The 26,005-nt window shown below is 65.2% G+C and carries 23 protein-coding genes; 19 read left to right on the forward strand and 4 right to left on the reverse strand.

Annotated elements, in window-relative coordinates; genetic code table 11:
* The first annotated feature begins 92 nt into the window (after positions 1-92).
* On the forward strand, positions 93-626 hold the full coding sequence (tsaE, locus tag A9762_RS10465) for a tRNA (adenosine(37)-N6)-threonylcarbamoyltransferase complex ATPase subunit type 1 TsaE (protein ID WP_069341980.1): 534 nt from the start codon (positions 93-95) through the stop codon (positions 624-626).
* On the forward strand, positions 608-2,095 hold the full coding sequence (locus A9762_RS10470; protein WP_139133159.1) for an N-acetylmuramoyl-L-alanine amidase: 1,488 nt from the start codon (positions 608-610) through the stop codon (positions 2,093-2,095). Before tsaE ends, A9762_RS10470 begins: the two co-directional genes overlap by 19 nt.
* 134 nt (positions 2,096-2,229) lie before the next feature.
* On the opposite strand, the gene A9762_RS10475 is transcribed toward A9762_RS10470, so the two are convergent.
* Complete coding sequence (locus tag A9762_RS10475; protein WP_069341982.1) at positions 2,230-2,901, reverse strand: VTT domain-containing protein; 672 nt, start codon at positions 2,899-2,901, stop codon at positions 2,230-2,232.
* Between the two features lie 246 nt (positions 2,902-3,147).
* Here A9762_RS10475 and mutL point away from each other — a divergent pair, with 246 nt between their 5' ends.
* The 9 genes from mutL to A9762_RS10520 all read left to right on the forward strand — a co-directional run bounded on the left by mutL (position 3,148) and on the right by A9762_RS10520 (position 14,212).
* Positions 3,148-5,247: a DNA mismatch repair endonuclease MutL gene (gene mutL, locus A9762_RS10480; RefSeq protein ID WP_371442746.1), complete on the forward strand. Its 2,100-nt coding sequence runs from the start codon at positions 3,148-3,150 to the stop codon at positions 5,245-5,247.
* A gap of 7 nt (positions 5,248-5,254) precedes the next feature.
* Entirely contained in the window at positions 5,255-6,202 is a 948-nt protein-coding gene (gene miaA / locus A9762_RS10485; RefSeq protein WP_069341984.1) for a tRNA (adenosine(37)-N6)-dimethylallyltransferase MiaA, read from the forward strand.
* Between the two features lie 315 nt (positions 6,203-6,517).
* Positions 6,518-7,378 carry an ABC transporter permease gene (locus tag A9762_RS10490; RefSeq protein WP_069342023.1) on the forward strand — a complete coding sequence of 287 codons (861 nt, stop codon included), beginning with the start codon at positions 6,518-6,520 and terminating at the stop codon, positions 7,376-7,378.
* Between the two features lies 1 nt (position 7,379).
* A complete protein-coding gene (locus A9762_RS10495) occupies positions 7,380-8,441 on the forward strand; it encodes an ABC transporter ATP-binding protein (RefSeq protein ID WP_069341985.1) in 1,062 nt (353 codons plus the stop codon).
* 103 nt (positions 8,442-8,544) lie between these two features.
* A complete protein-coding gene (locus tag A9762_RS10500; protein ID WP_069341986.1) occupies positions 8,545-9,609 on the forward strand; it encodes an extracellular solute-binding protein in 1,065 nt (354 codons plus the stop codon).
* 35 nt (positions 9,610-9,644) lie between these two features.
* Complete coding sequence (locus tag A9762_RS10505) at positions 9,645-10,577, forward strand: ABC transporter permease (RefSeq protein ID WP_083253823.1); 933 nt, start codon at positions 9,645-9,647, stop codon at positions 10,575-10,577.
* Between the two features lie 58 nt (positions 10,578-10,635).
* Positions 10,636-11,832 (forward strand): Xaa-Pro peptidase family protein, encoded by a 1,197-nt coding sequence (locus A9762_RS10510; RefSeq protein WP_069341987.1) that lies wholly within the window; start codon positions 10,636-10,638, stop codon positions 11,830-11,832.
* A gap of 57 nt (positions 11,833-11,889) precedes the next feature.
* Positions 11,890-13,131 carry an amidohydrolase family protein gene (locus tag A9762_RS10515; RefSeq protein WP_069341988.1) on the forward strand — a complete coding sequence of 414 codons (1,242 nt, stop codon included), beginning with the start codon at positions 11,890-11,892 and terminating at the stop codon, positions 13,129-13,131.
* Positions 13,132-13,297: 166 nt separating this feature from the next.
* Positions 13,298-14,212: a LysR substrate-binding domain-containing protein gene (locus tag A9762_RS10520; RefSeq protein ID WP_069341989.1), complete on the forward strand. Its 915-nt coding sequence runs from the start codon at positions 13,298-13,300 to the stop codon at positions 14,210-14,212.
* Positions 14,213-14,268: 56 nt separating this feature from the next.
* Here A9762_RS10520 and A9762_RS10525 read toward each other — a convergent pair whose 3' ends face one another.
* Positions 14,269-15,150, reverse strand: a complete 882-nt coding sequence (locus A9762_RS10525; protein ID WP_069342025.1) for a LysR family transcriptional regulator — start codon at positions 15,148-15,150, stop codon at positions 14,269-14,271.
* A 302-nt stretch (positions 15,151-15,452) separates the two neighbouring features.
* Here A9762_RS10525 and A9762_RS10530 point away from each other — a divergent pair, with 302 nt between their 5' ends.
* The gene (locus A9762_RS10530; protein ID WP_069341990.1) at positions 15,453-17,024 is read left to right on the forward strand and encodes an MFS transporter; all 1,572 of its coding nucleotides are present in this window, start codon (positions 15,453-15,455) and stop codon (positions 17,022-17,024) included.
* A gap of 90 nt (positions 17,025-17,114) precedes the next feature.
* Here the strand turns inward: A9762_RS10530 and A9762_RS10535 are convergent, their stop codons facing one another.
* Positions 17,115-18,470, reverse strand: a complete 1,356-nt coding sequence (locus A9762_RS10535) for an MFS transporter (protein WP_206093570.1) — start codon at positions 18,468-18,470, stop codon at positions 17,115-17,117.
* A gap of 112 nt (positions 18,471-18,582) precedes the next feature.
* On the opposite strand from A9762_RS10535, the gene A9762_RS10540 reads away from it, so the two are divergent.
* Positions 18,583-19,470, forward strand: a complete 888-nt coding sequence (locus A9762_RS10540) for a LysR family transcriptional regulator (protein ID WP_069341992.1) — start codon at positions 18,583-18,585, stop codon at positions 19,468-19,470.
* A 119-nt stretch (positions 19,471-19,589) separates the two neighbouring features.
* Here the strand turns inward: A9762_RS10540 and purM are convergent, their stop codons facing one another.
* Positions 19,590-20,636, reverse strand: coding sequence for a phosphoribosylformylglycinamidine cyclo-ligase (gene purM, locus A9762_RS10545; RefSeq protein WP_069341993.1), 1,047 nt, complete (start codon positions 20,634-20,636; stop codon positions 19,590-19,592).
* Positions 20,637-20,782: 146 nt separating this feature from the next.
* On the opposite strand from purM, the gene hda reads away from it, so the two are divergent.
* From hda to panB, 6 genes are all read left to right on the forward strand, one after another.
* A complete protein-coding gene (hda, locus tag A9762_RS10550; RefSeq protein ID WP_069341994.1) occupies positions 20,783-21,502 on the forward strand; it encodes a DnaA regulatory inactivator Hda in 720 nt (239 codons plus the stop codon).
* 105 nt (positions 21,503-21,607) lie between these two features.
* Entirely contained in the window at positions 21,608-22,288 is a 681-nt protein-coding gene (locus A9762_RS10555) for an HAD family phosphatase (RefSeq protein WP_069341995.1), read from the forward strand.
* Positions 22,285-23,832 carry a polynucleotide adenylyltransferase PcnB gene (gene pcnB, locus A9762_RS10560; protein WP_069341996.1) on the forward strand — a complete coding sequence of 516 codons (1,548 nt, stop codon included), beginning with the start codon at positions 22,285-22,287 and terminating at the stop codon, positions 23,830-23,832. Before A9762_RS10555 ends, pcnB begins: the two co-directional genes overlap by 4 nt.
* Positions 23,832-24,344: a 2-amino-4-hydroxy-6-hydroxymethyldihydropteridine diphosphokinase gene (folK, locus tag A9762_RS10565; RefSeq protein WP_069341997.1), complete on the forward strand. Its 513-nt coding sequence runs from the start codon at positions 23,832-23,834 to the stop codon at positions 24,342-24,344. The genes pcnB and folK overlap by 1 nt, the downstream gene beginning before the upstream one ends.
* Positions 24,341-24,997 carry a deoxynucleoside kinase gene (locus tag A9762_RS10570; RefSeq protein WP_069341998.1) on the forward strand — a complete coding sequence of 219 codons (657 nt, stop codon included), beginning with the start codon at positions 24,341-24,343 and terminating at the stop codon, positions 24,995-24,997. The genes folK and A9762_RS10570 overlap by 4 nt, the downstream gene beginning before the upstream one ends.
* Before the next feature lie 120 nt (positions 24,998-25,117).
* Complete coding sequence (panB, locus tag A9762_RS10575; protein ID WP_069341999.1) at positions 25,118-25,936, forward strand: 3-methyl-2-oxobutanoate hydroxymethyltransferase; 819 nt, start codon at positions 25,118-25,120, stop codon at positions 25,934-25,936.
* Positions 25,937-26,005: the final 69 nt, after the last annotated feature.

Here is a 26,005-nt window from a genome sequence, read left to right on the forward strand (position 1 = left end):
CACTTCCGAAGCGTTCGGAGGCGTCGATGGCTCGACTTGTGCGGCGGTAGCGGGGAAAATCACGGAAGCTTTCATCGACTCCATTTTACGCAATGCCCGTCACGCCCGATCCATCGGCGCCGCCCCTGTTGGGCGAACGCATCTTCGCGCTACCTGACGAAGCCGCCACCGAGGCCTTCGCTGCGGCGTTCGCACGCGTCATCGTCGAGCGCATGGCACATACCGACGCCGCACACGCGGGGCTGCACGTGCAGCTCTCGGGCGACCTCGGCGCGGGCAAAACCACCTTCGTGCGGGCGTTGCTGCGCGCGCTGGGCCACACGGGACGCGTCAAAAGCCCCACGTACGCGCTGTGTGAACCATACAACATCGACACACCACAAGGCGTGTTGCCGGTCTATCATTTCGATCTGTACCGCTTTGCCGATCCGGCCGAATGGCACGACACGGGCTTTCGCGAGCATTTTGCCGGCGATGCCCTCTGCCTGGTCGAGTGGCCGGAAAAAGCCGAAGGACTGCTGGGCACCCCCGATTTACGCCTTTGGCTGGAACCTGTCGGCGATAGCCGCCGTCTCACGACGAGTGCCTACACGCCGGCCGGTCTTGCTTGCCTGAACTCATGCTGATCAAACGCTTCGCCCGTACCGACGACGCCTCATCGCTCAATGCCGGCCGCCGCCGCGCCTTGCGCGCCGGCGCATCGACACTGATCCTCGCCCTCACGGGCCCGCGTCTCGCCTTTGCCAACGCCATCGTCGCGGTGCGTGTCTGGCCGGCCAGGGACTACACACGTGTCACGCTCGAGACCGACAACCCGGTCAAATTCCAGCAGCAACTGATGGAAAGTCCGAACCGCTTCGTCATCGATCTCGACGAAGTGGATCTGAATCCTGCGCTGCGCGATCTCGTTGCCAAGATCCAGCCGAACGATCCGCAGATCGCCCAGGTGCGCGTGGGGCAGTTCAAGCCCGGCGTCGTGCGCATGGTGTTCGACCTGAAGGCGGGCGTGAAGCCGCAGTCGTTCACGTTGCCGCCGGTCGCGGGCTACAAGTACCGCACGGTGTTCGATCTGTACCCGGCCGTCGAGCCCGATCCGCTCATGGAGCTGCTCGCGCAAACGGCAAACAAGGCGCAGGCCCTGGCGCAGAACTCGCAACCGCCACATACCTCGCCACCTTCGTCGGGCGCCGGCACACCGAGCACCGAGGAAAGCGAAGCGTTCTTCCAGCGCTATGCGCAGCGTGAATCGGGGCAACGTCCGTCGCGACCGTCACCGGCCACGCCGCCTAGCCCCGCAACACCTGATAAGACACCGCCGCTTGCCCAGCGCAAGGACGACGATGACGACACCTATGTGTCGCCCCCGCGCGGCCCGAAGACGGCACGCCTGCTGACCATCGCACTCGATCCCGGCCACGGCGGGGAAGATCCGGGGGCGATCGGTGGCGCCGGCACGTATGAGAAAGTCGTGGTGTTGCAGATTGCCAAGCGCCTGCGTCAGAAGATCGAAAACGAGCCGAACATGCGCGTGATGATGACGCGCGACGCCGACTTCTTCGTCCCGCTCGGGGTTCGCGTGCAGAAGGCGCGTCGCGTGGAAGCCGACCTGTTCATGTCGATCCATGCCGACGCCTTCACCTCGCCCTCGGCAAACGGTGCATCGGTATTCGCGTTGTCCGAACGCGGCGCTACGAGTGCAACGGCACGTCTGCTGGAAAAGACGCAGAACGCGTCCGACCTGATCGGTGGCGTCAACATCAAGACCAACGACCGAACGGTCGCCCACGCGCTGCTCGACATGTCCACCACGGCGCAGATTCGCGACAGCAAGGTGTTCGGCTCCGCGCTCCTCGCGCAGATCGGCACGGTCGCACCGCGTCTGCATAGTCCGAACGTCGAGCAGGCCTCGTTCGCCGTACTCAAGGCGCCGGACATTCCGTCGGTGCTCGTCGAGACCGCCTTCATCAGCAACGCGAAGGAAGAGCGTAATCTCATCGATCCCGCGTATCAGGACCGGCTGGCCGAGGCGCTGCTCAAGGGTATCAAGGCCTACTTCGCCAAGAATCCGCCCATCGCGAAGAACCGCACGGCCTGATGGCGACGGTCCCGCCGGGACCCATCGCCGTCACAAACGAAAGTCACCAACGAAAAATGGCGCGCCCGAACCCGGACGCGCCATTTTTTCGTCGGCAGACGGGGCGGCACAGGCCGCCACATCGCCTTGTTTCGTTACTTGCCCTGTCCTTGCGGCTCGCCACGACGACGACCGCGCGAGAAGAGCTTCCACAGCGCGCCGAGCGCGATGGGCACCACAGCGGCCGAAATCCCGACCAGCACGATGACGTTCAGGTACTGCTTCACCAGCGGCAGGTTGCCGAACAGGTAGCCGCCACCCACGAGCAGCACCACCCAGATCAGCGCGCCCAGCACGTTATAGAGCTGGAAGCGCGCCCACGGCATGGCGGACACGCCGGCCACGAACGGGGCGAACGTGCGCACGACCGGCACGAAACGCGCCATCACGATGGTCTTGCCGCCGTGGTGCTCGTAGAAGTCGTGGGTCTTGCGCAGCGCGTCGCGATCGAGGAAACGCCAGTTCTTCTCGTACACGCGCGGCCCGATCTGCGAGCCGATCCAGTAGTTCAGCGTGTTGCCCGTCACCGCCGCGATAAACAGCAGTACGCCCAGCAGCCACGGATCCATGGCGCCGGTGGCCGCAAATGCGCCGCCGATGAACAGCAGGGAATCGCCCGGAAGGAACGGGAACAGCACCAGTCCTGTTTCGACGAATACGATCATGAACAGGAACAGATACACCCAGTTTCCATACTGATCGATAAACACCCCCAGATGTTTATCGATGTGGAGCACCATCTCCAGCAATTGCACCAAAGTATCCAAGTCGATTCCTCAAGATAAAGGACGCCGGCCCGTCCCTGCGGGCGCGCGACGTGTCGCATCATACCAGTGCAGCCGTCGTGCGTCGTTAAGTCTGCGTGACATCCCGGTACGGTCTCATACCGGAATTAGTTGCCAATTAAAGGCGATAAATGACGATAAATGGCAGCCGGATCGAATTAAACGGGTATTGAACACCGAAACCGCGCTGAACCTATGTCTTTGAGGGCAACCTTTATAATGGTTCCCATGTCTGCCACCCCGACCCCCGCTTCCGAAGCGCAAGACCCGGCCCTCATGTCCGGCGATGCGCCGTCCGACGCCGCCGAGCGCCGCCCCGGCCCAATGCCGGCGGGCCTCGCGCCCGCGCGCGCCATCCGAGTCCTTCCCGATCAGTTGATCAGCCAGATCGCCGCCGGCGAGGTGGTCGAGCGTCCTGCCTCCGTGGTCAAGGAACTGCTCGAAAATGCGCTCGACGCGGGCGCCCGGGCGCTCCAGATCAAGCTCGAAGAAGGTGGCGTGCGGCGCATCGCGATCACCGACGACGGGGGCGGCATGTCCGCCGACCAGTTGCCGCTGGCACTCACCCGCCACGCCACGAGCAAGATCCGCACACTGGACGAGCTCGAATCGGTGCTGACGCTCGGTTTCCGGGGGGAAGCGCTGGCTTCCATCGCCTCGGTGGCCCAGCTCACGCTTTCGAGCCGCCAGATCGACGCGCCACATGCCACCGCGATCGACGGCAATACCGGCGCCCTCACCCCGGCGGCCGGCCCGGTCGGCACGACGGTCGACGTGCGCGATCTGTACTTCAACACGCCCGCGCGCCGCAAATTCCTGAAGACCGAGCAGACCGAGTTCGGTCATTGCATGGACGTCATTCGTCGCAGCGCGCTCGCCCGCCCGGATGTGGGCTTCTCGATCCTGCACAACAACCGCGCGGTGGAGCACTGGAATGCCTCCGACGCCGCAACGCGGGTCTCGCGCGTGCTGGGCAACGACTTTGCCGACGCCCATCTGGCGCTCGACGAAGGCGCGGCCGAATTGCGCCTGTCGGGCTTCGTCGGCCTGCCGACGGCCAGTCGCGGCCGTGCAGACCAGCAATTCTTCTTCGTGAACGGCCGTTTCGTGCGCGACAAGTTGCTCACGCACGCCGTACGCGCCGCCTATGAAGACGTGCTCCACGGCGACCGCTATCCAGCGTACGTGCTGTATTTCGAGCTGCCGCCGCAACTGGTCGACGTCAACGTGCACCCGTCGAAGATCGAAGTCCGCTTCCGCGATGCCCGCAGCGTCCACCAGTTCGTGTTCCACGCGGTGCAGCGTGCCCTCGCACGTGCCGCAGGCAGCGGCGGTGCGACACACGCCGCCCATCTGACGGAGGGCGGCGGCCTCGCTGCCGGACCGGGGGCAGCGGGTGGGGCGCTCGGCGGCTTGGGTGGCTTCGGTGGATCAGGCGGCGGGTTTTCCGGCGCACGCCCGTCCGGCGGCTTCGGCACACCGGGCGGCAGTAGCTGGAACGCGCGCGCGCAGCAGGGCGCATTGCCGGTGGCGCAGCCGTTGTCCGTGTACGACAACCTGTTCGGACGCACGGCCCCGCCGGCCGCACGCCCCTACGGCCAGCCGGGCGTGACGGATGCGCCCTCGCCCACCTATGGCAACGCTGGCACCGCACAGGACGGCGCGACGTTCGCCGGCGGCCTCGCCGAGGCCTTCGGCGCGAATGGTGTCGGTGGCGCCAGTGGCACCGACGCCATGCAGTTGGAACAACCGCTGGGCTTCGCGCTCGGCCAGTTGCACGGCATCTACATCCTCGCGCAGAACGCCTATGGTCTCGTGCTCGTCGACATGCACGCCGCGCACGAACGCATTCTCTACGAACGCTTCAAACAGGCCCTCGTGGAGCGCAGCGTCCCCGTCCAGCCGTTGCTCATTCCGGTGACGTTCTTCGCCGATCCGGTGGAAATCGGCACGACGGAGGAGCATCAGGAGACGCTCACGGCGCTCGGCTTCGATCTCGCCGCCATGTCCCCGACCACGCTCGCCGTGCGCGCCATTCCGGCGTTGCTCGACGGTGCCGACGCCCAGGCGCTCGCCCGTGCCGTGCTCGCCGACCTGCGTCAGTACGGTGGCTCGCGCGTGCTCACCGAACGTCAGCACGAATTGCTCGGCACGCTCGCCTGCCATACGGCGGTGCGCGCGAACCGACGTCTCACGCACGAAGAGATGAACGCGCTGCTGCGTCAGATGGAAGCGACAGAGCGCGCCGACCAGTGCAATCACGGACGTCCGACCTGGTACCAGCTCACGCTCGGCGACCTCGACAAATTGTTCATGCGCGGACGTTGAGCGGTTCATGAAGGCTAATTCCCCGATCGTCTGTCTGCTGGGCCCGACGGCTTCCGGCAAGACCGCCGCCGCCCTCGCGCTGGCGCAGGACACGCCCATCGAGATCATCAGCGTCGACTCCGCGCTCGTCTATCGCGAGATGGATATCGGCACCGCGAAACCCAGCGCTGCCGAGCTGGCGGCCGTGCCGCACCATCTGATCGACATCATCGATCCGCGCGACGCTTACTCTGCCGCACAGTTTCGCGAAGACACGCTGCGACTCGTCGACGACATCGCCGCACGCGGACGTCGCCCGTTGCTCGTCGGCGGCACGATGCTCTACTACAAGGCGCTCACGCAAGGCCTCTCGCCGCTGCCGTCGGCCGATGCCGAGGTGCGTGCGCGGCTCGACGAAGACGCCGCACGCGACGGCTGGCCCGCGATGCATGCACGGCTGGCGAGTGTCGATCCCGTGACGGCCGCGCGCCTCGCACCGAACGATTCGCAGCGCATTCAACGCGCACTGGAAATCTACGAACTGTCCGGCAAGCCGATGTCCCAATGGCTCGCCGAACAGGCGCAGACGCCACCGACGTCGTCACCGCACACGTTCGTGCCCGTCGCCCTCGAACCGTCCGACCGTTCTGTGTTGCACGCGCGCATTGCCGAGCGGTTTCGCCTGATGCTTGCCGCCGGTTTCATCGACGAAGTCGAGCGCCTGCGCGCACGCGGCGATCTCGATCCCGGTCTGCCGTCGATGCGCTGTGTGGGCTACCGTCAGGTGTGGGAATACCTCGACGGCGAAACCGACTACGACACGATGCGCGACAAGGGCATCTTCGCCACTCGCCAGTTGTGCAAACGTCAACTCACCTGGTTGCGCTCCATGCCCGAGCGTCACATCGTCGACTGCACGGCCCCCGACGCGCCGCAGCGCGCGCTCGCCACCGTCCGCGCACTCTGGCAAGACTGATCGTCGGCAAGATCACCTGATGTCGCACGCTTCACCGCCCGGGCGGTGAAGCCTCCCACTCCTTTACAGCGCCTTCCCGCCCGCCTCCGAGCGCCGCAACACGCGAACCTCCATCACGGCTGCGCGGACCGCCGCACGCGTCGAAACCTCATCGTCAGCCCGCGCCGAGGTGCGTGCGCGCATCCGTTGAAACCCTGACAGCTTTCCGGTTTGCATGTCGATTTTGATATGCTAATTTGCATATCAACGTTTCGATCAATGCAAAATTGCATCGAATCCACGATACCGGGAAGGGTGCCGATGATGCAGACTTCGATGGAGCCGAGTGGGGTGGCGAGTGATGTGCCGAGGTTGCCGACAGGCGGCCCCCGGCGCGTGCCGCTTGCGAAATGGGCCGTGCGTGCGGGGATCGCGCTGATCTATCTGTTCATGCTCAGCCCGCTGATCTTCGTCGTCTGGCTGAGCTTCTTCAAAGACGCGATCATCACGTTCCCGCCGAGCGGCTACACGCTGTCGTGGTACGTCAACGCATGGCGCAATGCCGCGTTCGCCAACGGCTTCCTGCTCTCGCTGCAACTCGCCGCGTGTGCGGCCATCGGCGGTGTGATCCTCGGCGTTGCCGCGTCGCTCGCCCTCGCCCGTTACCGTTTCCCGGGGCGCCGCACGCTCGGCAACGTATTGCTGCTGCCGCTCGTCGTGCCCGGCATCGTGGCGGGCATCGCCACCTATCTGTTCTATCTGCGCGCCGAGAACGCGCTCGACATGGACATCGTGGGCACGTTCGGCGGCCTCGTGATCGCGCACATCTGCCTGACCATTCCCTGGACGATGCGGCTTGTCGGCGCCAGCCTCGCGCAGATCGACGGCACCATCGAAGAAGCCGCGCGCAACCTCGGCGCGGGTCCGTGGCGCACGCTGTGGCGCGTGACACTGCCGATGCTGCGTCCGGCCATCGTCGCGGCCGTGTTGTTCAGTTTCATCGTGTCGTTCGAAAACCTCGAACTCACCCTGCCGCTCGTGGGCCCGGGCAAGACGACGCTGCCCATCGCGATCATGCAGTACCTCGAATTCAATCTCGACCCGACGATTGCGGCCGTATCCGCCGCGCAGATCGTGTTGCTCGGCATCGTCATGCTGATCACCGATCGCTTCGTCAAACTCAGCCAGGTGATCTGACATGGCCAACGTCTCGCTTCGCTCCCTGCGCAAGCAATACGGCAACGCCGCCGCCGTGGCGGACTTCTCGCTGGAGATCGACGAAGGCGAACTCGTCGCGTTCCTCGGCCCCAGCGGCTGCGGCAAGACCACCACGCTGCGCATGGTCGCGGGTTTCGTCGAACCGACGGCCGGCGAAATCTGGATCGGCGGCAAAGAGGTTTCGCGCCTGCCACCGCATCGTCGCAACACCGGCATGGTGTTCCAGCGTTACGCGCTGTTTCCGCACATGACCGTAGCGGAAAACGTCGCCTTCGGGCTGGAGATGCGACGCGTGTCCAGTGCCGATCGCGCCACGCGCATTCGCGAGGCGCTCGACATGGTGCGACTCAGCGCACTGGCCGATCGCTATCCGCGCCAGCTCTCCGGCGGTCAGCAGCAGCGCGTGGCCATCGCCCGCGCGCTCGCGATTCGTCCCGACGTGTTTCTGCTCGACGAGCCGCTCTCCAATCTCGATGCGAAGCTGCGCACCGAAGTCCGTGAAGAAATCCGCGCGCTGCAACGACGTCTGGGCCTCACGACGATCTTCGTCACGCACGATCAGGAAGAAGCGCTCGCGATTGCCGACCGTCTGGCCGTCATGCACGACGGCTGCGTGCAGCAGATCGGCACCGCCGACGCCCTCTACGAACGCCCCGCCAATCCGTTCGTCGCCAACTTCCTCGGCAAGATGAATTTCCTCGCCGGGCAGATGCAGGACGGGCATTTCGTGACCGCGAAGGGCGAACGTCTGGCGCTGGCGGGCACCACGGCGGACGGTGCAATGCCGACGTCGCTGGGCATTCGGCCCGAACGTCTGCGGCTCACCGATGCGCCTGCGCCCACGGACACCGCCCTGCCCGTCACCGTCGACCAGACGATCTATCTCGGCTCGACGCTGGAGCTTCGGCTCAAGAGCGCGCAAGGCGAAACGCTCGTCGCTCACGTACAGAACACCGCGCGCGACGACGCCCGACGCTACGCCCCCGGCAGCGCACTCAAGGCCTGCTTCGCGAGCAGCGACTGCCTGTTTTTCAACGCCTGACGACGCCGGTACCGCATTCGCCGCATTCACGCTTCAAACCCGCTGCATTCACGCTTCGACCCATGCCTTGGCCCCGACGGCCAACGTTTAGAAGGATGACGACATGACGCACGCCCTGAACCGCCGCACGTTCCTCAAGACCGCCTCCGGTCTGGTGATCGCCCCCACGCTCGGGCTGGACGCCCTCTCGGCCTACGCGGCCGACGCGTGTCCGAACGTGGTCGTCGGCACCTGGGGCGGCGACTATCTGAACCTGCTTGAACAGAACATCGGCAAGCCGATCATCGAAGCCGCCGGCGGCAAGGTCACGTACGACTCGGCCGATCAGGTCGGGCGCATGACGAAGCTGCGCGCGGAGAAGGCGTCGCGTCGCGGCTCGCTCGACGTCGCCTGTCTGGCCGACCTCGACATGTACGACATCAACCGCTCGGGCATTCTGGAGACGGTCGACGCCAAGCTCGTGCCGAATCTGGCGAACACGCTCGAAGCCCTGCGCCGCCCGTACTCGATCCCGCACATCTTCAGTGCGATGGTGATCGTCTACAACCCGGAGAAGCTCGGCACGAAGCCCGACTCGTTCACGGCAGCGCTCGATCCGAAGCTCAAGGGCAAAGTCGGCTTCTCCGACATCCTCTACAACTTCAACGTGGTGAGCAGCTCGCTCGCGGCAGGTCACAAAGACGGCGACATGGCCGGCGGCGTGCAATTCCTGCGCGAGTTGCGCAAGACGCAGCAGCCCAAGGTCTATCCGTCGAACGAAGCCGTGGCATCGGCGCTCAAGAGCGGCGACATCTGGTTCACGTGCATGTGGAAAGCGCGCGCATTGCAATGGAAGAAGGCGGGCGTGCCCATCGATTACGTGGTGCCGAAGGAAGGCGCGGTGCCGGTGACGTTCGAGGCCGCCGTGCCGAAGAACTCCCAGTCCAAACCGTGCGGCTTCAACTATCTGAACGCCATGCTCGATCCGCGCGCGCAGATCGGTTTCGCGGAGACGATGGGTTACGCCCCGACGGTGAAGAACGCGAATCTGCCGCCGGCGCTGGCGCAGACGGTGGGCTTCACGAACGCGGAACTCGACCGCATGGTGAAGCTCGATTACGCACGCTTCACCGCCGACAAGCCCGCGTTGCTCGACTTCTGGAACAAGGAATTCAAGGTGGGGCTGTGAGCGTTGCCGACTCCCCATCGTCACCGGAACCCGCGATGACTTCGCGTCTCAACGAAGCCGCCTCCACCTCATCCGCCGATAGCGCCGACACCGCGCGTGCACGACGCGCTCTCCGGGGCGCGTTCACCGGCGGCTCGCTCGCCGCGCCCGCCACGCTCGTCGTGCTGCTGGTGATCGTGTTGCCGGGATTGCAACTGGTGCGCTACAGCTTCAACCGGTTCGATCCCGTCGACATGATGCAGGCCGCACTCACCGGCGCGAACTACGTCAAGTTCTTCACCGACCCGTACTACCTGTCGGTGCTGTGGACGACGATCAAGGTCGCCTCGCTGTGCACCGTGCTCGCGCTCGTGTTCGGCTTTCCGGTGGCGTACGTGCTCGCGCGCACGCAGAGCCGCTTCAAGAGTCTGCTCGTCATGCTGCTGGTGTTCCCGCTGCTCGTGGGCAACGTGGTGCGGGCGGCGGGCTGGATGGTCATGCTCGGCAATGCGGGCTTCGTCAATTCGCTGCTCGTGTCGCTGGGCATCGTGTCGCAGCCGGTACGTCTGCTGTACACGCCGTTCGCGGTCGTCATCGGCACCACGGCCGTGGTGTTGCCGTACATGATCCTCACGCTGCAAAGCGTGCTCGAAGGCATGGACTTCTCGGTCGAGGAAGCCGCGCGCAATCTCGGGGCGACCTTCCGCCAGACGCTCACCCGCGTGATCCTGCCGATGGCCGCGCCGGGCATCGCGGCGGGCACCATGCTCGTGTTCATTCTGTGCATGAATGCCTATGCCACACCCGTGCTGCTCGGCGGCACCGGCATCACGATGATGACGCCCTCGATCTACGACCAGATCGCCAAGGCCAACAACTGGCCGTTCGGCGCGGTGCTCTCCATCGTGTCGATGGTCGTGACGTTCGCCCTGGCCATCGCCTCGCACTGGGTCATCCAACGCCGTTATGCGAAGACGATGATGACCTGACGCTACGCACACCGCCCCGTTTGTCCCCATTCGACATCAAGGAATCAAGGACTTCGCCATGCCGACTCTCTCCGATGCTACACGTCAGTATCGTCGCGCGCTGATGAACGATCTGATGGACCGCACGCGCGTCGATGCGCTCGTGTTCACCGCAGCCGACTTCTTCCAATGGGCCACCAACTTTCACGTCGACGTGCAGACGTGGGAGCGCCCCATCGCAGTTTGCGTGCCGCGTAACGGCGAGCCGTTCGCCGTGATGAACGAACTCTCCACGCATCACCTGATGATGGCGCGCGAGCGTCACCACCTGTGGCTCGATCAGGATCGCGTCACGCTGTACGCCGAGCATCCGCGTGTGACGCAACGTCAGCCGCTGCTGGCCGAAGTCCCCGCACTGATTGCCGACACGTTGCGTGCGGCGGGTCTCGGCGGATCGCGCATCGGTGTCGACGCCGCCGGCGGCCCACTCGCCCGCGCAGGCGCGATGCTGCCCGACGCGAAGCTCGTGCCGATGCTCGCCGACATGCGCGGCCTGCGCTGGGTCAAGCACGCGGAGGAGATCGCCATCATGCGCGCTGCCGCCGAGCTGGCCGACTGGGTGCAGGACCGGTATCGCGAAAACATCCGCCCCGGGCGCCTCGTGCAGGAACTCGATTACTCGATGGCCGCGCTGATGGTCACCGAAGGGGCGAAGCGCTTTCCCGGCGAGAACCTCGAAGTCATGCGTTGCTGGACACTCTCCGGCCCGGCATCCGCATCGCCCCATGGCGATGGCGCATCGTGTGGTGCGCGGATCAGCGAGGGCGACGGCATGGTCAACATCGTGATTCCGCGCCTGAACGGCCTCGTCATCGAAAACGAACGCACGTGGTTCTGCGGCAAGCCGTCGAGCGATCAGGCGCACTTCTTCGAAGTCGCGCGGGCTGCCAACGACGCTGCGGTCAACGCCGCCGTGACCGGCAAACCGGTGTCGGGCATCGACGCCGCCGCACAGGCCGTCATCGAAAAGGCGGGTTGCGGCGAGTACATCCGCCATCGCACGGGCCACGGCATGGGCATCATCGGTCACGAGTATCCCGACGACATGGCGTTCAACCATCGTCCGCTGCTGGCGAACGAAGTCTATTCGGCGGAGCCGGGCATCTACGTGTACGGCCTCGGTGGCTTCCGTCTCGACGATTCGGTCGTTACAGGCGATACGCCGGTGATGCTCACGAACACACCGCGCACGCTGGCGCACGCCACCATTGCCTAAGTCGTACTGCCGAACCCACAAGAACTAGCGAGACCCTACGGTCCCGGAGGAGAGGTCATGGAGTCGATTCTGCTGTCGAACTGTGCGTTGCTGGACCCGGTCAAGGGCGAGCTTCGCGAAGACCATGCGGTGCTGATCGAAGACGGCCGCATCAAGGAAGTGTCCGACAAACCGATCCGGGCGACGTCTGCCCGCGAGATCGATGCCCACGGGCGTACCGTCATGCCGGGTCTCATCGATCTGCACGTGCATGTGCATGCCACACAACTGAATCTGTCGGCACAGGCGCATCTGCCGAACGTGCTCGTCACGCTCAAGTCCGTGCCGATTCTGCAAGGCATGCTGCGGCGCGGCTTCACCACCGTGCGAGATGCCGGCGGTGCCGGTCACGCCATCAAGCACGCGGTGGAGAGCGGTCTGGCGGAGGGGCCGCGACTGTTCGTGTCGGGGCGCGCCATCAGCCAGACCGGCGGGCACGGCGACGGACGCCCGCGCACCGACTACATCGGCACCGATGGACCGTGTCCGTGTTGCGTGCGCGTCGGCGCGCTGTCGCGGGTGGCGGACGGCGTGGACGAAGTGCGCCGCGCCGTGCGCGAAGAACTGCAAATGGGCGCGGACCAGATCAAGATCATGGCGTCGGGCGGTGTGGCGTCGCCGACCGATCCCGTAGGTGCCTGGGGCTATTCAGAGGACGAGATTCGCGCCATCGTCGCCGAAGCGCGCGCACGCGGCACTTACGTACTCGCCCATGCCTACACGGCGCAGGCCATCGAGCGCGCGGTGCGGTGCGGCGTTCGCACCATCGAACACGGCAATCTCGTCGATGCCCCCACGGCACGTTACATGGCCGAACAAGGCGCGTATGTGGTGCCGACACTCGTGACCTACGACGCGCTCGCGAACGAAGGCAAGTCGCTCGGCCTGCCGGACGACAGCGTCGCGAAGATCGCCGACGTGCACGCCGCCGGCCTGCGCTCGCTGGAGATTTTCCGTGAGGCGGGCGTGAAGATGGGTTACGGCTCGGACCTGCTCGGCGAGTCGCAGCGTCTGCAAAGCGACGAGTTCCGTCTGCGCGCCGAGGTGCTCTCGCCGGCGGAGATTCTGCGCAGTGCGACGGTGGTCGGCGCCGAGGTGCTCGGCCAGTCGGGACAATTGGGCGAGATCGTGCCCGGCGCGCACGCCGATGTGCTGATCGTCGACGGCAATCCCCTCGCCTCGCTCGACTGCCTGCTCGGACAAGGCGAGCGGATTCCGATGGTGATGAAGGGCGGTAAAATCCACGCTTTCGCGCTGTAAGGCGCGTGCTGCAACGGCGTCCGGACATGCTGGACACCCGGACGTCAGGACGACGGGCAAGACGATGCACAGGCCACGGCGCGCAGCAGTTGGGCGCGCCGATGCGACGGCACCGGTACGCCCTTCCCGGCACGCACTCTCACGCCAACCCTTCCGTGGAGAATCGATGGATTTCCGGCACATCGACGCCTTTCGTGCGCTGATGCTCACGCGCACGACCACCAAAGCGGCACAGGTGCTCGGCACGTCGCAGTCTGCGGTGAGCCGTCTCGTCGCCGATCTCGAACGCTCGACGCGCCTCACGTTGTTCGATCGCGCCCGTGGCCGCCTCGAACCCACGGTGGAGGCGTTGGCGTTGTTCGAGGAAGTCGAGCGGCGCTACGCCGGGCTGGAGAACATCCGCGAATTTGCGCTGAATCTGCGCAATCCCGACAAGGCGCTCATTCGCGTGGGTTCAGTGGTGTCGTTCGGGCTGGGGTATTTCGCGCGTGTCATGGCTGGTTATCGCGCGGTGCATCCGAGCGTGCAACTCGCGCTCATTACCGGCGCGTCGGATCTGATTCGCGACCAGGTCGTCACGCGTCAGCTCGCGCTCGGCCTGCTGACCGATACACGCGACGTGGCCGCTACCGATGCCGTGTCGTTCGCGAAACTCGATGCGATCTGCGCGTTGCCCGCCGGACATCCGCTCGCGCGCAAGAAGGTCGTGCGTCTGGCCGATCTGAAGGGTCAGCCGATTCTCTCGTACGAGCCCACGGATATGGTGCGCTGGGGCATGGATCAGTTGTTCATCGACGGACAACTGCATGAGCAGGTCGTCGCCACCGCGCGCTATTCGGTGAACATCGCGACGATGGTCAAGGAGAATGTCGGCATCGGCCTGCTGCATCCCGTCGCCGCTTACGACTTCCTCGACTCCGATCTCGTGCTGCGCCGCTTCGAGCCGTCGATGCCGTTTCACACCTTGCGCATCACCCCGCGTGGTGCGGCGCCCACCGCACAGATCGATGACCTCGTGCGCGTGATGGAAACCACGCTCGACGACGTGATGCATGCAGTGGAAGCGCGCATGAAGCGCTGATGCATGGATGTGCGAACGTGCGCCAAGGCACCGCACGACACGCCAAGGCACGACGCTTACAGCATGCGGTTGCACATGAAGTCCACGAACACCCGCAGCTTCGGCGACAGATGACGGCTCGACGGCCAGAGCATCCAGAACTGACCGGGATTCACGAGATAGTCGCCGAGGAACGTTTGCAGTTGCCCGTCGGCCAGCGCATCGCGCGCGAGGAAGTCCGGCATGTAGGCAATGCCCAGGCCGTGCGTGGTCGCACTCAGCAGCGCCTCCATGTTGTTGCAAGTCAGGCTCGTGGACAGCTTCGGCTCGTGAGCGACATCGGGCACGAACGCCCACGGCTGCAACTTGCCCGACGTCGGAAAGCGAAAGCGGATGCACCGATGCGCTTCGAGGGCTTGCGGCGTCTGCGGCGTGCCGTGCGTTGCGAGATAGCCCGGCGACGCGCACAACACGAAGCGAAACGGCCCCGCGCGCCGCGACATGAGCGTGGAGTCGGGCAAATCGCCGCTGCGAATGACCACGTCCAGCCCGTTGTCGATGAGATCGACGATGCGGTCGTCGAAGTCCAGATCGAGTTCGATGTCCGGATATTGCTGCGCAAAGGCCGGCAGCAGCGGCATCAGGAACCGATAGGCGGTCACCGGTAATCCGACGCGCAGCTTGCCGCGTGGCGTTTGCGACACCTGCGAGAGCATCGCGCGGGCATCCGCGAGTTCATCAAGCACGCGACGGCAACGCTCGTAGTACATCTGACCGGCTTCGGTGAGATTGACGCGTCGCGTGCTGCGCTGAAAGAGGCGCACGCCGAGTGTCGTCTCGAGCCGGGCGATCTGCTTGCCGACGGCCGATGCCGACACGCCCGTCGCCCGCCCCGCCGCCACGAAACTCAACGTCTCGGCAGCCCTTACGAAGGCCGTGATTTCCGCCAGATTGTCCATCGTCATCAAATCCTGAAGTGCGGTCGATGCGCTTTCGCTCACGCTGTGTGGGCGTGCCTACCGGCCACCTGCTACCGGCTACCCGTTCGCCCGTCGACCTGTTCGCTTGCTCGCCCCGGTCATCGGAAGCAGCGGCTCGAACATCTGCTGGCCGATTGCGGAATTTATTTCCTTAATCTGCGAACTCTACGCCTGTTTATCGTCAATTGACGATTTTTTAGCATGTATGGCGTGACGTCGACCGACGTTCCGCTCGTCGTTTCCAGCGCGCCCTGCGCGCGCCTTCCCTCAGGAATTTCTCCATGTCGATCATGACTTCCCGGCCCGCACCGCGAGCGCACGCGTCGTTGCGCCGCCGGTTGCTGGGCTTGTTCTCCGTGTGCATCGCGGCGTTGCTACTGCCGATGAGCTTCTCCGGCGGCGCGGTCGCCACGCCCGCCATCGGTGCGGCGCTGCACGGCACGGCGCTCGAAATGCGCTGGATCACGAGCGCGTTCATGCTCGCGTTCGGCGGCTGTCTGATGGCGGCGGGCGCTTGTGCCGACGTCTTCGGGCGCAAGCGCGTTTTTCTACTCGGCGTGGGGGCGTTGTTGCTGACGTCGCTGGCGCTCGCGCTGTCACGTTCGACACTGGTCGTCGATGGGTTGCGCGCACTGCAAGGGGTCGCCGCTGCTGCAACGCTCGCGGGCGGCGGCGCGTCGCTTGCGCAGGACTTCGACGGTCACGCGCGCGCCCGGGCGTACGGCCTGCTCGGCACGACGTTCGGCGTCGGGCTCGCGTTCGGTCCGTTGCTGGCCGGCGTACTGATCGCCCGCTTCGGGTGGCAGGGTGTGTTCGGCGCAACGGCCGTCGTCGCCGCGCTGGCGCTGATCGTCGGCGCGCGCTGCATGCGCGAGTCACGTGATCCTGCGGCGACAGGCCTCGACTGGCCCGGCACGCTCACGTTCACGGGCGCGCTGTCGTGCTTCACCTACGGCGTGATTCAGGCCCCGGCGCTCGGCACGTGGGCACCGGAAGTCGTCGGCGCACTCGCGCTCGCGTTAGTGCTGGCAGTCGCGTTCGTCGTCGTCGAGCGACGTGTGGCACATCCGATGCTGGACCTGACGCTGTTTCGCTACGTGCGCTTTATCGGCGTGCAGATGCTGCCGATCGCCACGTGCCTTTGCTACATCGTGCTGCTCGTGTTGCTGCCGCTGCGTTTCATCGGCGTGCACGGCGACAGCGAAGTCGTTGCGGGCCTCAAGATGATGGCCTTGTCGCTGCCGATGCTCGTGGTGCCGTTCGTCGCCACGCAACTGGCGCGACGCATTTCCGCCGGGGTGTTATGCAGCGCGGGGCTGGTCATCGCGGCGGCCGGGCTGGTGTGGCTCGCCCGCACGTTGAACGCCCCGGACACCGGCATGCTGGGGGCATCGCTCTGGCCGATGCTCGTGATCGGCACAGGGAGTGCGATGCCCTGGGGCCTGATGGATGGCCTGTCAGTGAGCGTGGTGCCCACGGAGCGTGCAGGCATGGCGATGGGCATCTTCAACACGACACGCGTGGCGAGTGAAGGACTGGCGCTCGCGCTCGTAGGCGGTGTGCTGATTGCGCTGATCGGCACGCATCTGCCGGATGTGCACGGGGCGGTGCCCGCCAACGTCGCGCGCGACGCCGTGAACCGGCTGGTGGCGGGCGACCTGCATGGCGCGGTGGCGAGTGTGCCGGCATGGGGCGAAGCGGCGCTGCGAGCGGCTTACGAACAGGCGTTCGCCACGTTGCTCGACCGCCTCGCCGGGGTGACGCTGCTGTGCGCCGCAGTCGTGCTCTTCTGCCTCGGAAAGCCGCCCCGTACGTCGCATGTCGCCCCGGATGAACCGTTCGTCGCGATCTGACGTCTTTCGCTTTCTGCCGTACTGCCGTCGCATGCCCGCTGCGGCGATCCTGGCGCAGTGGTCGCAACGTTCAATGTGCTTTACCGGGCATTACCAAGCATTACCGAGCGGTGCGGACGGCGCGAACCCGTGACGTCGCGCGGCGCTCACCACGACGAGCGTCGCCACGAGCAGCACGATGAGCGCGGGGGAGAACGCCGCAACGCCGAAGCGATCGAGCAGAACACCGCCAATGATGCCGCCGCCCGCAATGGCCACGTTCCACGCGGTGACGAGCATCGACTGCGCGACGTCGGCGGCTTCGCCTGCGGTCTTCGCGATGGCGGTCTGGAACAGCGTTCCCGCGCCGCCGTACGCGAAACCCCAGACGCTCATCGCGCCATACACGACCGCCGGCGAATCGCTCGCCGCGCCCAGCGCGAGCGCCGAAAGTCCGAACATTGCCACACTCGCGATCGTCAGCCAGCGCAAGTGACGGTCGATCAGCACGCCGACCACCCAGATACCGACGATGGAGGAAAGACCGAACACCAGCAGCACACGGTCGGTCTGCGCCGAAAGCCCCGCTCTTGCGAGAAACGGCGCGATGTACGTGTAGAGAATGTTGTGCGCCAGTACGTACGCGAGCACCACAAACAACACCGGCTTCACGCCCGCATGCGTGAGCACGCTGGCAAGCGAACGGCGTTTGCCCGACGTCTGTCCCGCGAAGTCAGGCACCTGAATGCGCACCCAGACCATGAGCGCGAGCGCGAGCAGACTCATGATGCCGAAGCAGATGCGCCAGTCGAGCCAGTTACCGAGGAACGTGCCCGCCGGGACGCCCAGCGACAGCGCGAGCGGCGCACCGACCATGGCGATGGCAATGGCGCGTCCCTTCTGATGGTCCGGCACCATGCGCGCGGCGTAACCCGCGAGCAGCGCCCACAGCAAACCGGCGGAGATGCCCGCCAGCAAACGCGCCACCATCGTCAACACATAACTGCCGGAGATCGCGGTCACCGTGTTGGCGACGACGAAGCCGCCAATGGCCGCAAGCAGCAACGGACGGCGACGCACCCCCTGCGTGGCGGCGGTGAGTGGAATCGCAGCGACCAACGAGCCGATGGCGTAGAGCGTCACCAGTTGTCCCGCCAGAGACTCCGACACCCCGAGACCCGCGCTGATCTGCGGCAGTAGCCCGGCGGGCAACGCCTCGGTGAGGATCGTCACGAAGCCGGCCAGCGCGAGGGCCAGCAAGGCGGCAATCGGAAAGCGACCGGTGTCTACAGTCTTTGCCGTCTCCGGCGTCGTCACGGCGCGGGGCGATGGCGAAGGCGAAGGCGAAGGCACAATCGTATGCGGCGTTTGCGTTGCCGGTGTCGCGTGACTCGCACGAGGGGTGGACGTGCCGGATGCCTCGGCGGTGCCATGGCATGTCGGTGCGGTTGTCGAGGAGGTCGTCATGAAATCTCGTCTGAAGAAATCGGTGGCCCCCATCGTGCGACGGATTGCCTATACAGGACAATCAGGCTAATGTTCGCAACATATCGGACAAATACTCTCAAATAGAGACGACATGGACTCGCTGAGCGGCATCGCCTTCTTCGTACAGGCCGCCGAGACACGCAGCTTTTCCGAGGCGGGACGTGTGCTCGGCGTGTCGTCCTCGGCCGTGGGCAAGAGCGTGGCGCGGCTGGAGGCGCGCCTGGGCGTGCGGCTGCTCCACCGCAGCACACGCAGCATCACGCTGACAGCGGAAGGCGCACAGTTTCTGGAACGCTGCCGACGCATTCTCTGCGAAGCCGAGGCGGCGGAGCTGGAGTTATCGGAGACGCGTCGCGCCCCGCAAGGGCGCCTGCGCGTGAGCCTGCCCGTAGCGGGCATGCTGGTCACACCGGCGCTGGCGGCCTTCATGCGCAAGTATCCGGACATCGAGCTCGAAGTCGATTTCACCGATCGGCTGGTGGACGTCATCGACGAAGGTTTCGACGTGGTGATCCGGGCGGGCGAACTGGCAGATTCGCGTCTCATGTCGCGTCCGATCGGCACCTTCCGGCTGCAACTGGTCGCGTCCCCCGGCTATCTCGCGGCGCGCGGTACGCCCGCGACGCCCGCCGACCTCGCGCATCACGCCTGCCTGCAACATCGCTTTCCGACCAACGGGAAGTTCGAGCCGTGGCCGCTGCGACGCAAAGAAGGCGAGCCGGAAGCGGTGCTCTCGACGCGTATGGTGTGCAGCACCTCCGCCGCGCTGCTGGATGTGGCGCTCGAAGGACTCGGCATTGCGTGCCTGCCGGACTTCATGGTGCGAGAGGCCATCGCGCGCGGCGATCTCTCCCCGGTTCTCGATGCCGACATCGAACATCAGGGCACGTTCCGGCTACTCTGGCCGTCGAGCAAACATCTCGCGCCGAAGCTGCGGGTGTTCATCGACTTCATGGCGGAGACGTTGTTCAAACGTTAGACGTCATGGGTTGGACGCCATGGGTTAGACGCCATCGGCGGCCATGAAAAAAGCCCGCCGGCCATGCCGAACGGGCTTTCTTTTCGCTTGCGTTGAAGCGATGGTCCGACGTCAGCGTCTTACGAGACGATCGTCTGTGCTTCGCCTTCCTTGCGCTCGCGGATCGTGCCCAGACGGTAGACCGTCTCGCCCGACGCTTCGAGGTGCTTCACGGCGGCGTCGGCATCCGCTGCCGAGACGATCACGGCCATGCCGATACCGCAGTTGAAGACGCGGTGCATTTCGGCGTCGGCCACCTTGCCGTGTTCCTGCAACCACTGGAACAGCGGGGGCAGCGTCCAGGCGTCCTGCTTGATGTCGGCCGTCAGATGGTCTTGCAGCACGCGCGGAATGTTTTCCACGATGCCACCACCGGTGATGTGCGCCATGCCCTTGACGGTCAGCGTCTGCATCAGCGCGAGCAGCGGCTTGACGTAGATGCGCGTGGGTGCCATCAGCACGTCGCGCAGCGGCTTGCCGTGGAAGTCGGCATCCAGATCCGGCTTCGCGACTTCGATGATCTTGCGCACCAGCGAGTAGCCGTTCGAATGCGCGCCCGACGAGGCCAGACCCAGCACCACGTCGCCCGGCACGATCGACTTGCCGTCGATGATCTTGCTCTTTTCGACGGCACCGACTGCGAAACCGGCCAGATCGTACTCGCCGTCCGGGTACATGCTCGGCATTTCGGCCGTCTCACCGCCGATCAGCGCGCAACCGGACAGCTCGCAACCTTCGGCAATCCCCTTGACGACGGTCGCCGCCGTGGCCACGTCCAGCTTGCCGCAGGCAAAGTAGTCGAGGAAGAACAGCGGCTCGGCGCCTTGCACCAGAATGTCGTTCACGCTCATGGCGACCAGATCCTGGCCCACCGTGTCGTGCTTGTTCAGCGTGAAGGCCAGCTTGAGCTTGGTGCCCACGCCGTCGGTCCCCGAAACGAGCACCGGCTCCTTGTAGCGCTTGGGCACTTCGAACAGTGCGCCGAAGCCGCCGATGCCGCCCAGCACGCCGTCGCGCAGGGTTTTCTTGGCAAACGGCTTGATCGCTTCGACCAGTGCGTCGCCCGCTTCGATGTCGACGCCAGCGTCGCGATAGGAAAGGCCGGAAGTTTCGTTAGGGTGTGACATGACGGGAATGCATCAAGGTTCGGTAAAATGCGATTTTACCCGATGCGCGTGTCCTTTCGGAACGCAATCCGGATATCGGACGCCGACAATGGTCGGCGTGCCCTGTAAACCGTACTCCGCCGGCCTTCCGCCGGCTTTCTTCGTTCGTGATTCAGCAACTGTATCTCGACCTCGGCACGCCGCCGCCCGCCACGTTCGACAATTTCATTGTCGGGCCCAACCGCGAGGCGGCGCAGACGCTTGCCGACCTGCCGGCCGAACTCTCAGCGGGCACGGCGCGCGATCGCGGCATCTACCTCTGGGGAGCTGCCGGGTCCGGCCGTACCCACCTGATGGAGGCGCTGTGCCACGCCACCGGGCCGAGCGCCCGGTATTTGCGTCCGAACAGCCCGCTGGCCGCCTTCACGTTCGACGACGCGAGCACTGTCTATTGCGTGGACGACTGCGACAATCTTTCGCCCACCCAGCAAATCGCCGCCTTCAATCTGTTCAACGAGACCCGCGCCCGCCCGCACTGCGCCTTCGTGGCCGCCGGCTCGCAGCCGCCGGTCGACATGCCGCTACGCGAAGACCTGCGCACCCGCCTCGGCTGGGGCCTCGTATTTCACATCGTGGGATTGGACGACGACGGCAAGAAACAGGCGCTGCAAAGCGCGGCGCGTGAGCGCGGCCTGCAACTGGCCGCGGACGTGCCTGCGTATCTGCTCACCCATTTCGAGCGCGACATGTCGAGTCTGATGGCGTTGCTCGACCGGCTGGACCGGTTCTCGATGGAGCAGAAACGCGCGGTGACGCTGCCGTTGCTGCGTCAGATGCTCATTCATGCCGATCTGGCCGACCCGGCCGCACCGGACGGGAAGCCATGACCGGAGACCGATCGACCCGCGCTACGCGAGTCGACCGGCGCCTCCGATGCCCCTAAATCACCGAACCCCATAAGACGGCCCCTCGCTTCAGGTAAAATTCGCGCAATGACCAATTTAGCTCTCTTCGATCTCGACCACACTCTGCTGCCGACCGACAGCGACAAGGAGTGGGGCCGTTTCCTCGTGCGCCAGGGCGCGGTCGAGCGTGACTCGTACGCGCAGGCCAACGAGGCCTTCTATCAGGACTACCGTGCAGGCCGGCTCGACATGCCGGCCTATCTGCGTTTCTGCCTCGCGCCGCTCGCCCGCTATCCGCGCGATCAGCTCGACGCCTGGCACGCGCAGTACATGGAGGAGTCGATCCTGCCGCACGTGCGTCCCGAAGCGCTGGAACTGCTCGACATGCACCGCAAGGCCGGTGACCTGTGCGCCATCGTGACGGCGACCAACACGTTCGTCACGCGCCCGATCGCCCGCGCATTCGGTATCGATCACCTGATCGGCACCGAACCGGCCACGGCGGGCGACGACCCGAATGCACGATTCACCGGCGAATACGTCGGTACGCCGAGCTTCCGCGAAGGCAAGATCACCCGCACCGAAGCGTGGCTCGCCAGCCTGGGCAAGACCTGGGGCGACTTCAACCACGCTTTCTTCTATAGCGATTCCGCCAACGACGTCCCCCTGATGGAGAAGGTGAACCATCCGGTGGCAACGAACCCCGATGAGGCGCTGCGCGAAATCGCACTCGCGCGTCGCTGGCCCATTCTCGAGTTGTTCCAGTGATCCGCAAACTCATCAAGAAGCTGCTCGGCAAAGATGCCCAGTCCGAAGGCGGCGCCAACAGTCCGCCGCCCGGCACACCGGTCGTCATTCCTGTGTCCGTTCACGGCATCGATCCGAGCCTGCTCTCGAAGAACGCCGTACGCGTGACCGATACGTTGCAGCAAGCCGGCTTCAAGGCGTTCATCGTCGGCGGCGCCGTGCGCGACCTGCTGCTCGGCATCGCCCCCAAGGACTTCGACGTCGCGACCAGCGCCACGCCCGAACAGGTCCAGCGCCTGTTCCGCCGCGCGCGCATCATCGGTCGCCGCTTCCAGATCGTTCACGTGCAGTTCGGCCAGGAGATCATCGAGACCTCTACGTTCCGCGCGTTGGTCGATGCCGTCGATAGCGAGCAGATCGGCGCGCGCCGTCCGAAAAAGGGCGAACTCGACCGCAAGACGCACGTGACCGATGAATCGGGCCGCGTGTTGCGCGACAACGTCTGGGGCGAGCAGGATGAAGACGCCGCGCGACGCGACTTCACCGTCAACGCGATGTATTACGACCCCGCGACGCAGACGGTGCACGACTACCATCGCGGCTGGGAAGACATCCAGAAGCGCGTGCTGCGCATGATCGGCGACCCGGCGACGCGTTACCGCGAAGACCCGGTGCGCATGCTTCGCGTGGTGCGATTCGCCGCGAAGCTCGGTTTCAAGATCGACGAAGCGACCGCCGCGCCGATTCCGCAACTCGCGCCGCTCATCGACAACGTGCCTGCCGCACGTCTGTTCGACGAGATGCTCAAGCTGCTGCTCTCCGGTCATGCCTGGGCGTGCGTGCAGCAATTGCGCTCGCAGGGTCTGCATCACGGATTGCTGCCGTTGCTCGACGTCGTGCTGGAGCAACCGCTGGGCGAGAAATTCGTCACGCTCGCGCTCGCCAACACCGACGCCCGTATTCGCGCAGGCAAGCCGGTATCGCCGGGCTTCCTGTTCGCGGCGCTGCTCTGGCATCTCGTGCTGGAAAAGTGGCAGGCCTATCAGAGCGCCGGCGAGTATCCGATTCCGGCGCTGCATCTGGCCATGGACGACGTGCTCGACGCCCAGACCGGCAAGCTGGCGATCCAGCGTCGCTTTGTCGCCGACATGAAGGAAATCTGGGGCTTGCAGGTGCGCCTGGACAAGCGCGTCGGCCGCACGCCGCTGCGTTTGCTGGAGCATCCGCGTCTGCGCGCCGGTTACGACTTCCTGCTGCTGCGTTGCGAGTCGGGCGAAGTGCCGGCCGACGTGGGGCAATGGTGGACGGACTTCCTCGAAGGCGACTCGGTCAGGCGTGATGAATTGCTCTCGCAAGGCAGCGGTTCGTCGGGTTCGACGCCCGCCGCGAAGCGCCGCCGTCGCCGTCGCAAACCGTCCGGCGGACGCGGTGGTGAGGGTGGTGAAGGCGGTGGTGGCAGCGGCGAAAGCACCGGTGGCGAGGGTGGCGGCGGTCGTGAGAACGCTACCAGCGAGAATCATGGCAAGCGGGTATCATCGCGACAGCATGGTTCCGAAGGTGCTTAATGACTGTTGCCTATATCGGGCTCGGCGCGAATCTCGGCGACGCCCGCCAAGCGATTAAGGACGCCATCGTCTGTCTGGCGCAGCAAATCGGCGTCACCATCACGGCCAAGTCCGACCTGTATCGCACCGCTCCCATCGAGTCGAGCGGTGACGACTATCTCAACTGCGCAGTGGCCGTCGAGACGAGCCTGACTGCCCGCCAGTTACTCACGCTGTGCCTGAAGATCGAGCTGCATTTCGGACGTGAGCGGCCGTACAAGAACGCGCCGCGCACGCTCGATCTCGACCTCCTGCTGTACGGCGACGAGTGCATTGCCGAACCCGATCTGATCGTGCCGCATCCGCGTATGGCCCTGCGCGCGTTCGTGCTGCACCCGCTCGCAGACATTGCCCCCGACCTCGACATTCCCGGCGTGGGACGCGTGAGCGCCCTGCTGCCCGGCGTTGCCGATCAGCGCATCGAGCGCCTCGCGCACGGCTGCTGCATGACCAAGCGGGTCTGCACATCATGAGATCGTCCGTGCTCGGGCGATTCCGTTATGTCGCCGTCGAAGGCCCCATCGGGGTCGGCAAGACCACGCTCACGCAGCGGCTGGCCGACGCAGCCGGCGCCGACGTGATGCTGGAGCAGCCCGCACTCAATCCCTTTCTCGAACGTTTCTATCGCGATAGCGCGCGTTACGCGTTGCCCGCGCAGTTGTCGTTCTGTCTGCAACGGGTGGACGAGGCGACGGAGATCGCGCGGCGTGAAATCGACGGCAAGCCGATCTTTACCGACTTCCTGCCGGAGAAAGACGGCCTGTTCGCGCGCCTGACGCTGTCTGCCGACGAATTGACGCTATACCGTCGGCTCGTCGCGCACATCGAGCGTGCGCATCGCGCGCCGGACCTCGTGATTCATCTGCAAGCGAGTCCCGAGACGCTGTTCTCGCGCATCCAGAAACGCGCCATTCCGATGGAACAGCAGATTCCCGACACCTATCTGCGCGCGCTGTGCGACATCTATGGCGAATTCTTCTATCATTACGCGGCTGCGCCGGTGTTGACAGTCGACACAGAACAATTCGATCCGGCGCACAACGACAGCGACTTCGCCCTGCTGGTCGAACGCATCGACCAGATGCGCGGGCGCAAGGAAGTCTTCGTCAAGGGCGCTCGCCTCTGACCGCCGACACGCTTCTGCCCGCCTGCACCGACATCGATGTGCCGATTTGTCGAGTGATCCATGCGAGGCAATGCGCGGCGTGAGTGCCCTGCCGGCAACCCCTCCTGAACCGAGGCTGACATGAGTTATCTGCAAGAATCCAACCGCAAGGCCGTGACCGTTCCCGGTCTTGCCCAGATGCGCGAGCGCGGCGAGAAGATCGCCATGCTCACCGCTTACGACGCGAGTTTCGCTGCACTGCTCGATCGTGTGGGCGTCGACGCCATTCTGATCGGCGACTCGCTCGGCAACGTGATTCAAGGCCAGCGTACGACGTTGCCCGTCACGCTGCGCGACATCTGCTATCACACGGAATGTGTGGCACGCAGCGTGGAGAAAGCGCTGGTGCTGGCCGATCTGCCGTTTGGCACCTATGGCACGAAGGAACAGGCGTATCAAAGCGCCGTTGCCGTCATGCAGGCCGGTGCACAGATGGTGAAGATCGAAGGTGGCGCATGGCTGGCGGAAACGGTGCGTTTCCTCGTCGAGCGCAGCATTCCGGTGTGCTCGCACGTAGGTCTTACGCCTCAGTCCGTGCATGCCTTCGGCGGCTTCAAGGTGCAGGCGCGTGAAGATGCCGCACAGGCGCAGTTGCTCGACGATTGCCGTGCGCTGCAAGCGGCCGGTGCGCAACTGGTCGTGCTCGAAGCAATTCCCGCAGCCCTCGCCGCGCGCGTGACGCCGGAAGTCCCGACGATGCCGACCATCGGCATTGGCGCCGGTGTCGATTGCGACGGTCAGGTGCTCGTGCTGCAAGACATGCTCGGCGTGTTCCCCGGCAAATCGCCGAAGTTCTCGAAGAACTTCATGGACGGCCAGCCGAGCATCGCTGCGGCCATCGAAGCCTATGTGCAGGCTGTGAAGCACGGCACGTTCCCGACGCTGGAGCATAGCTTCTGAGGCAGCGGGATACGTCGCACACAGCGGCAAGGCAAGACGAAAGCGGCGCATCGATGCGCCGCTTTTCTG

Origin of the sequence: Pandoraea sp. ISTKB (genome assembly GCF_001721285.1) — a bacterium.
GTDB lineage: Bacteria > Pseudomonadota > Gammaproteobacteria > Burkholderiales > Burkholderiaceae > Pandoraea > Pandoraea capi.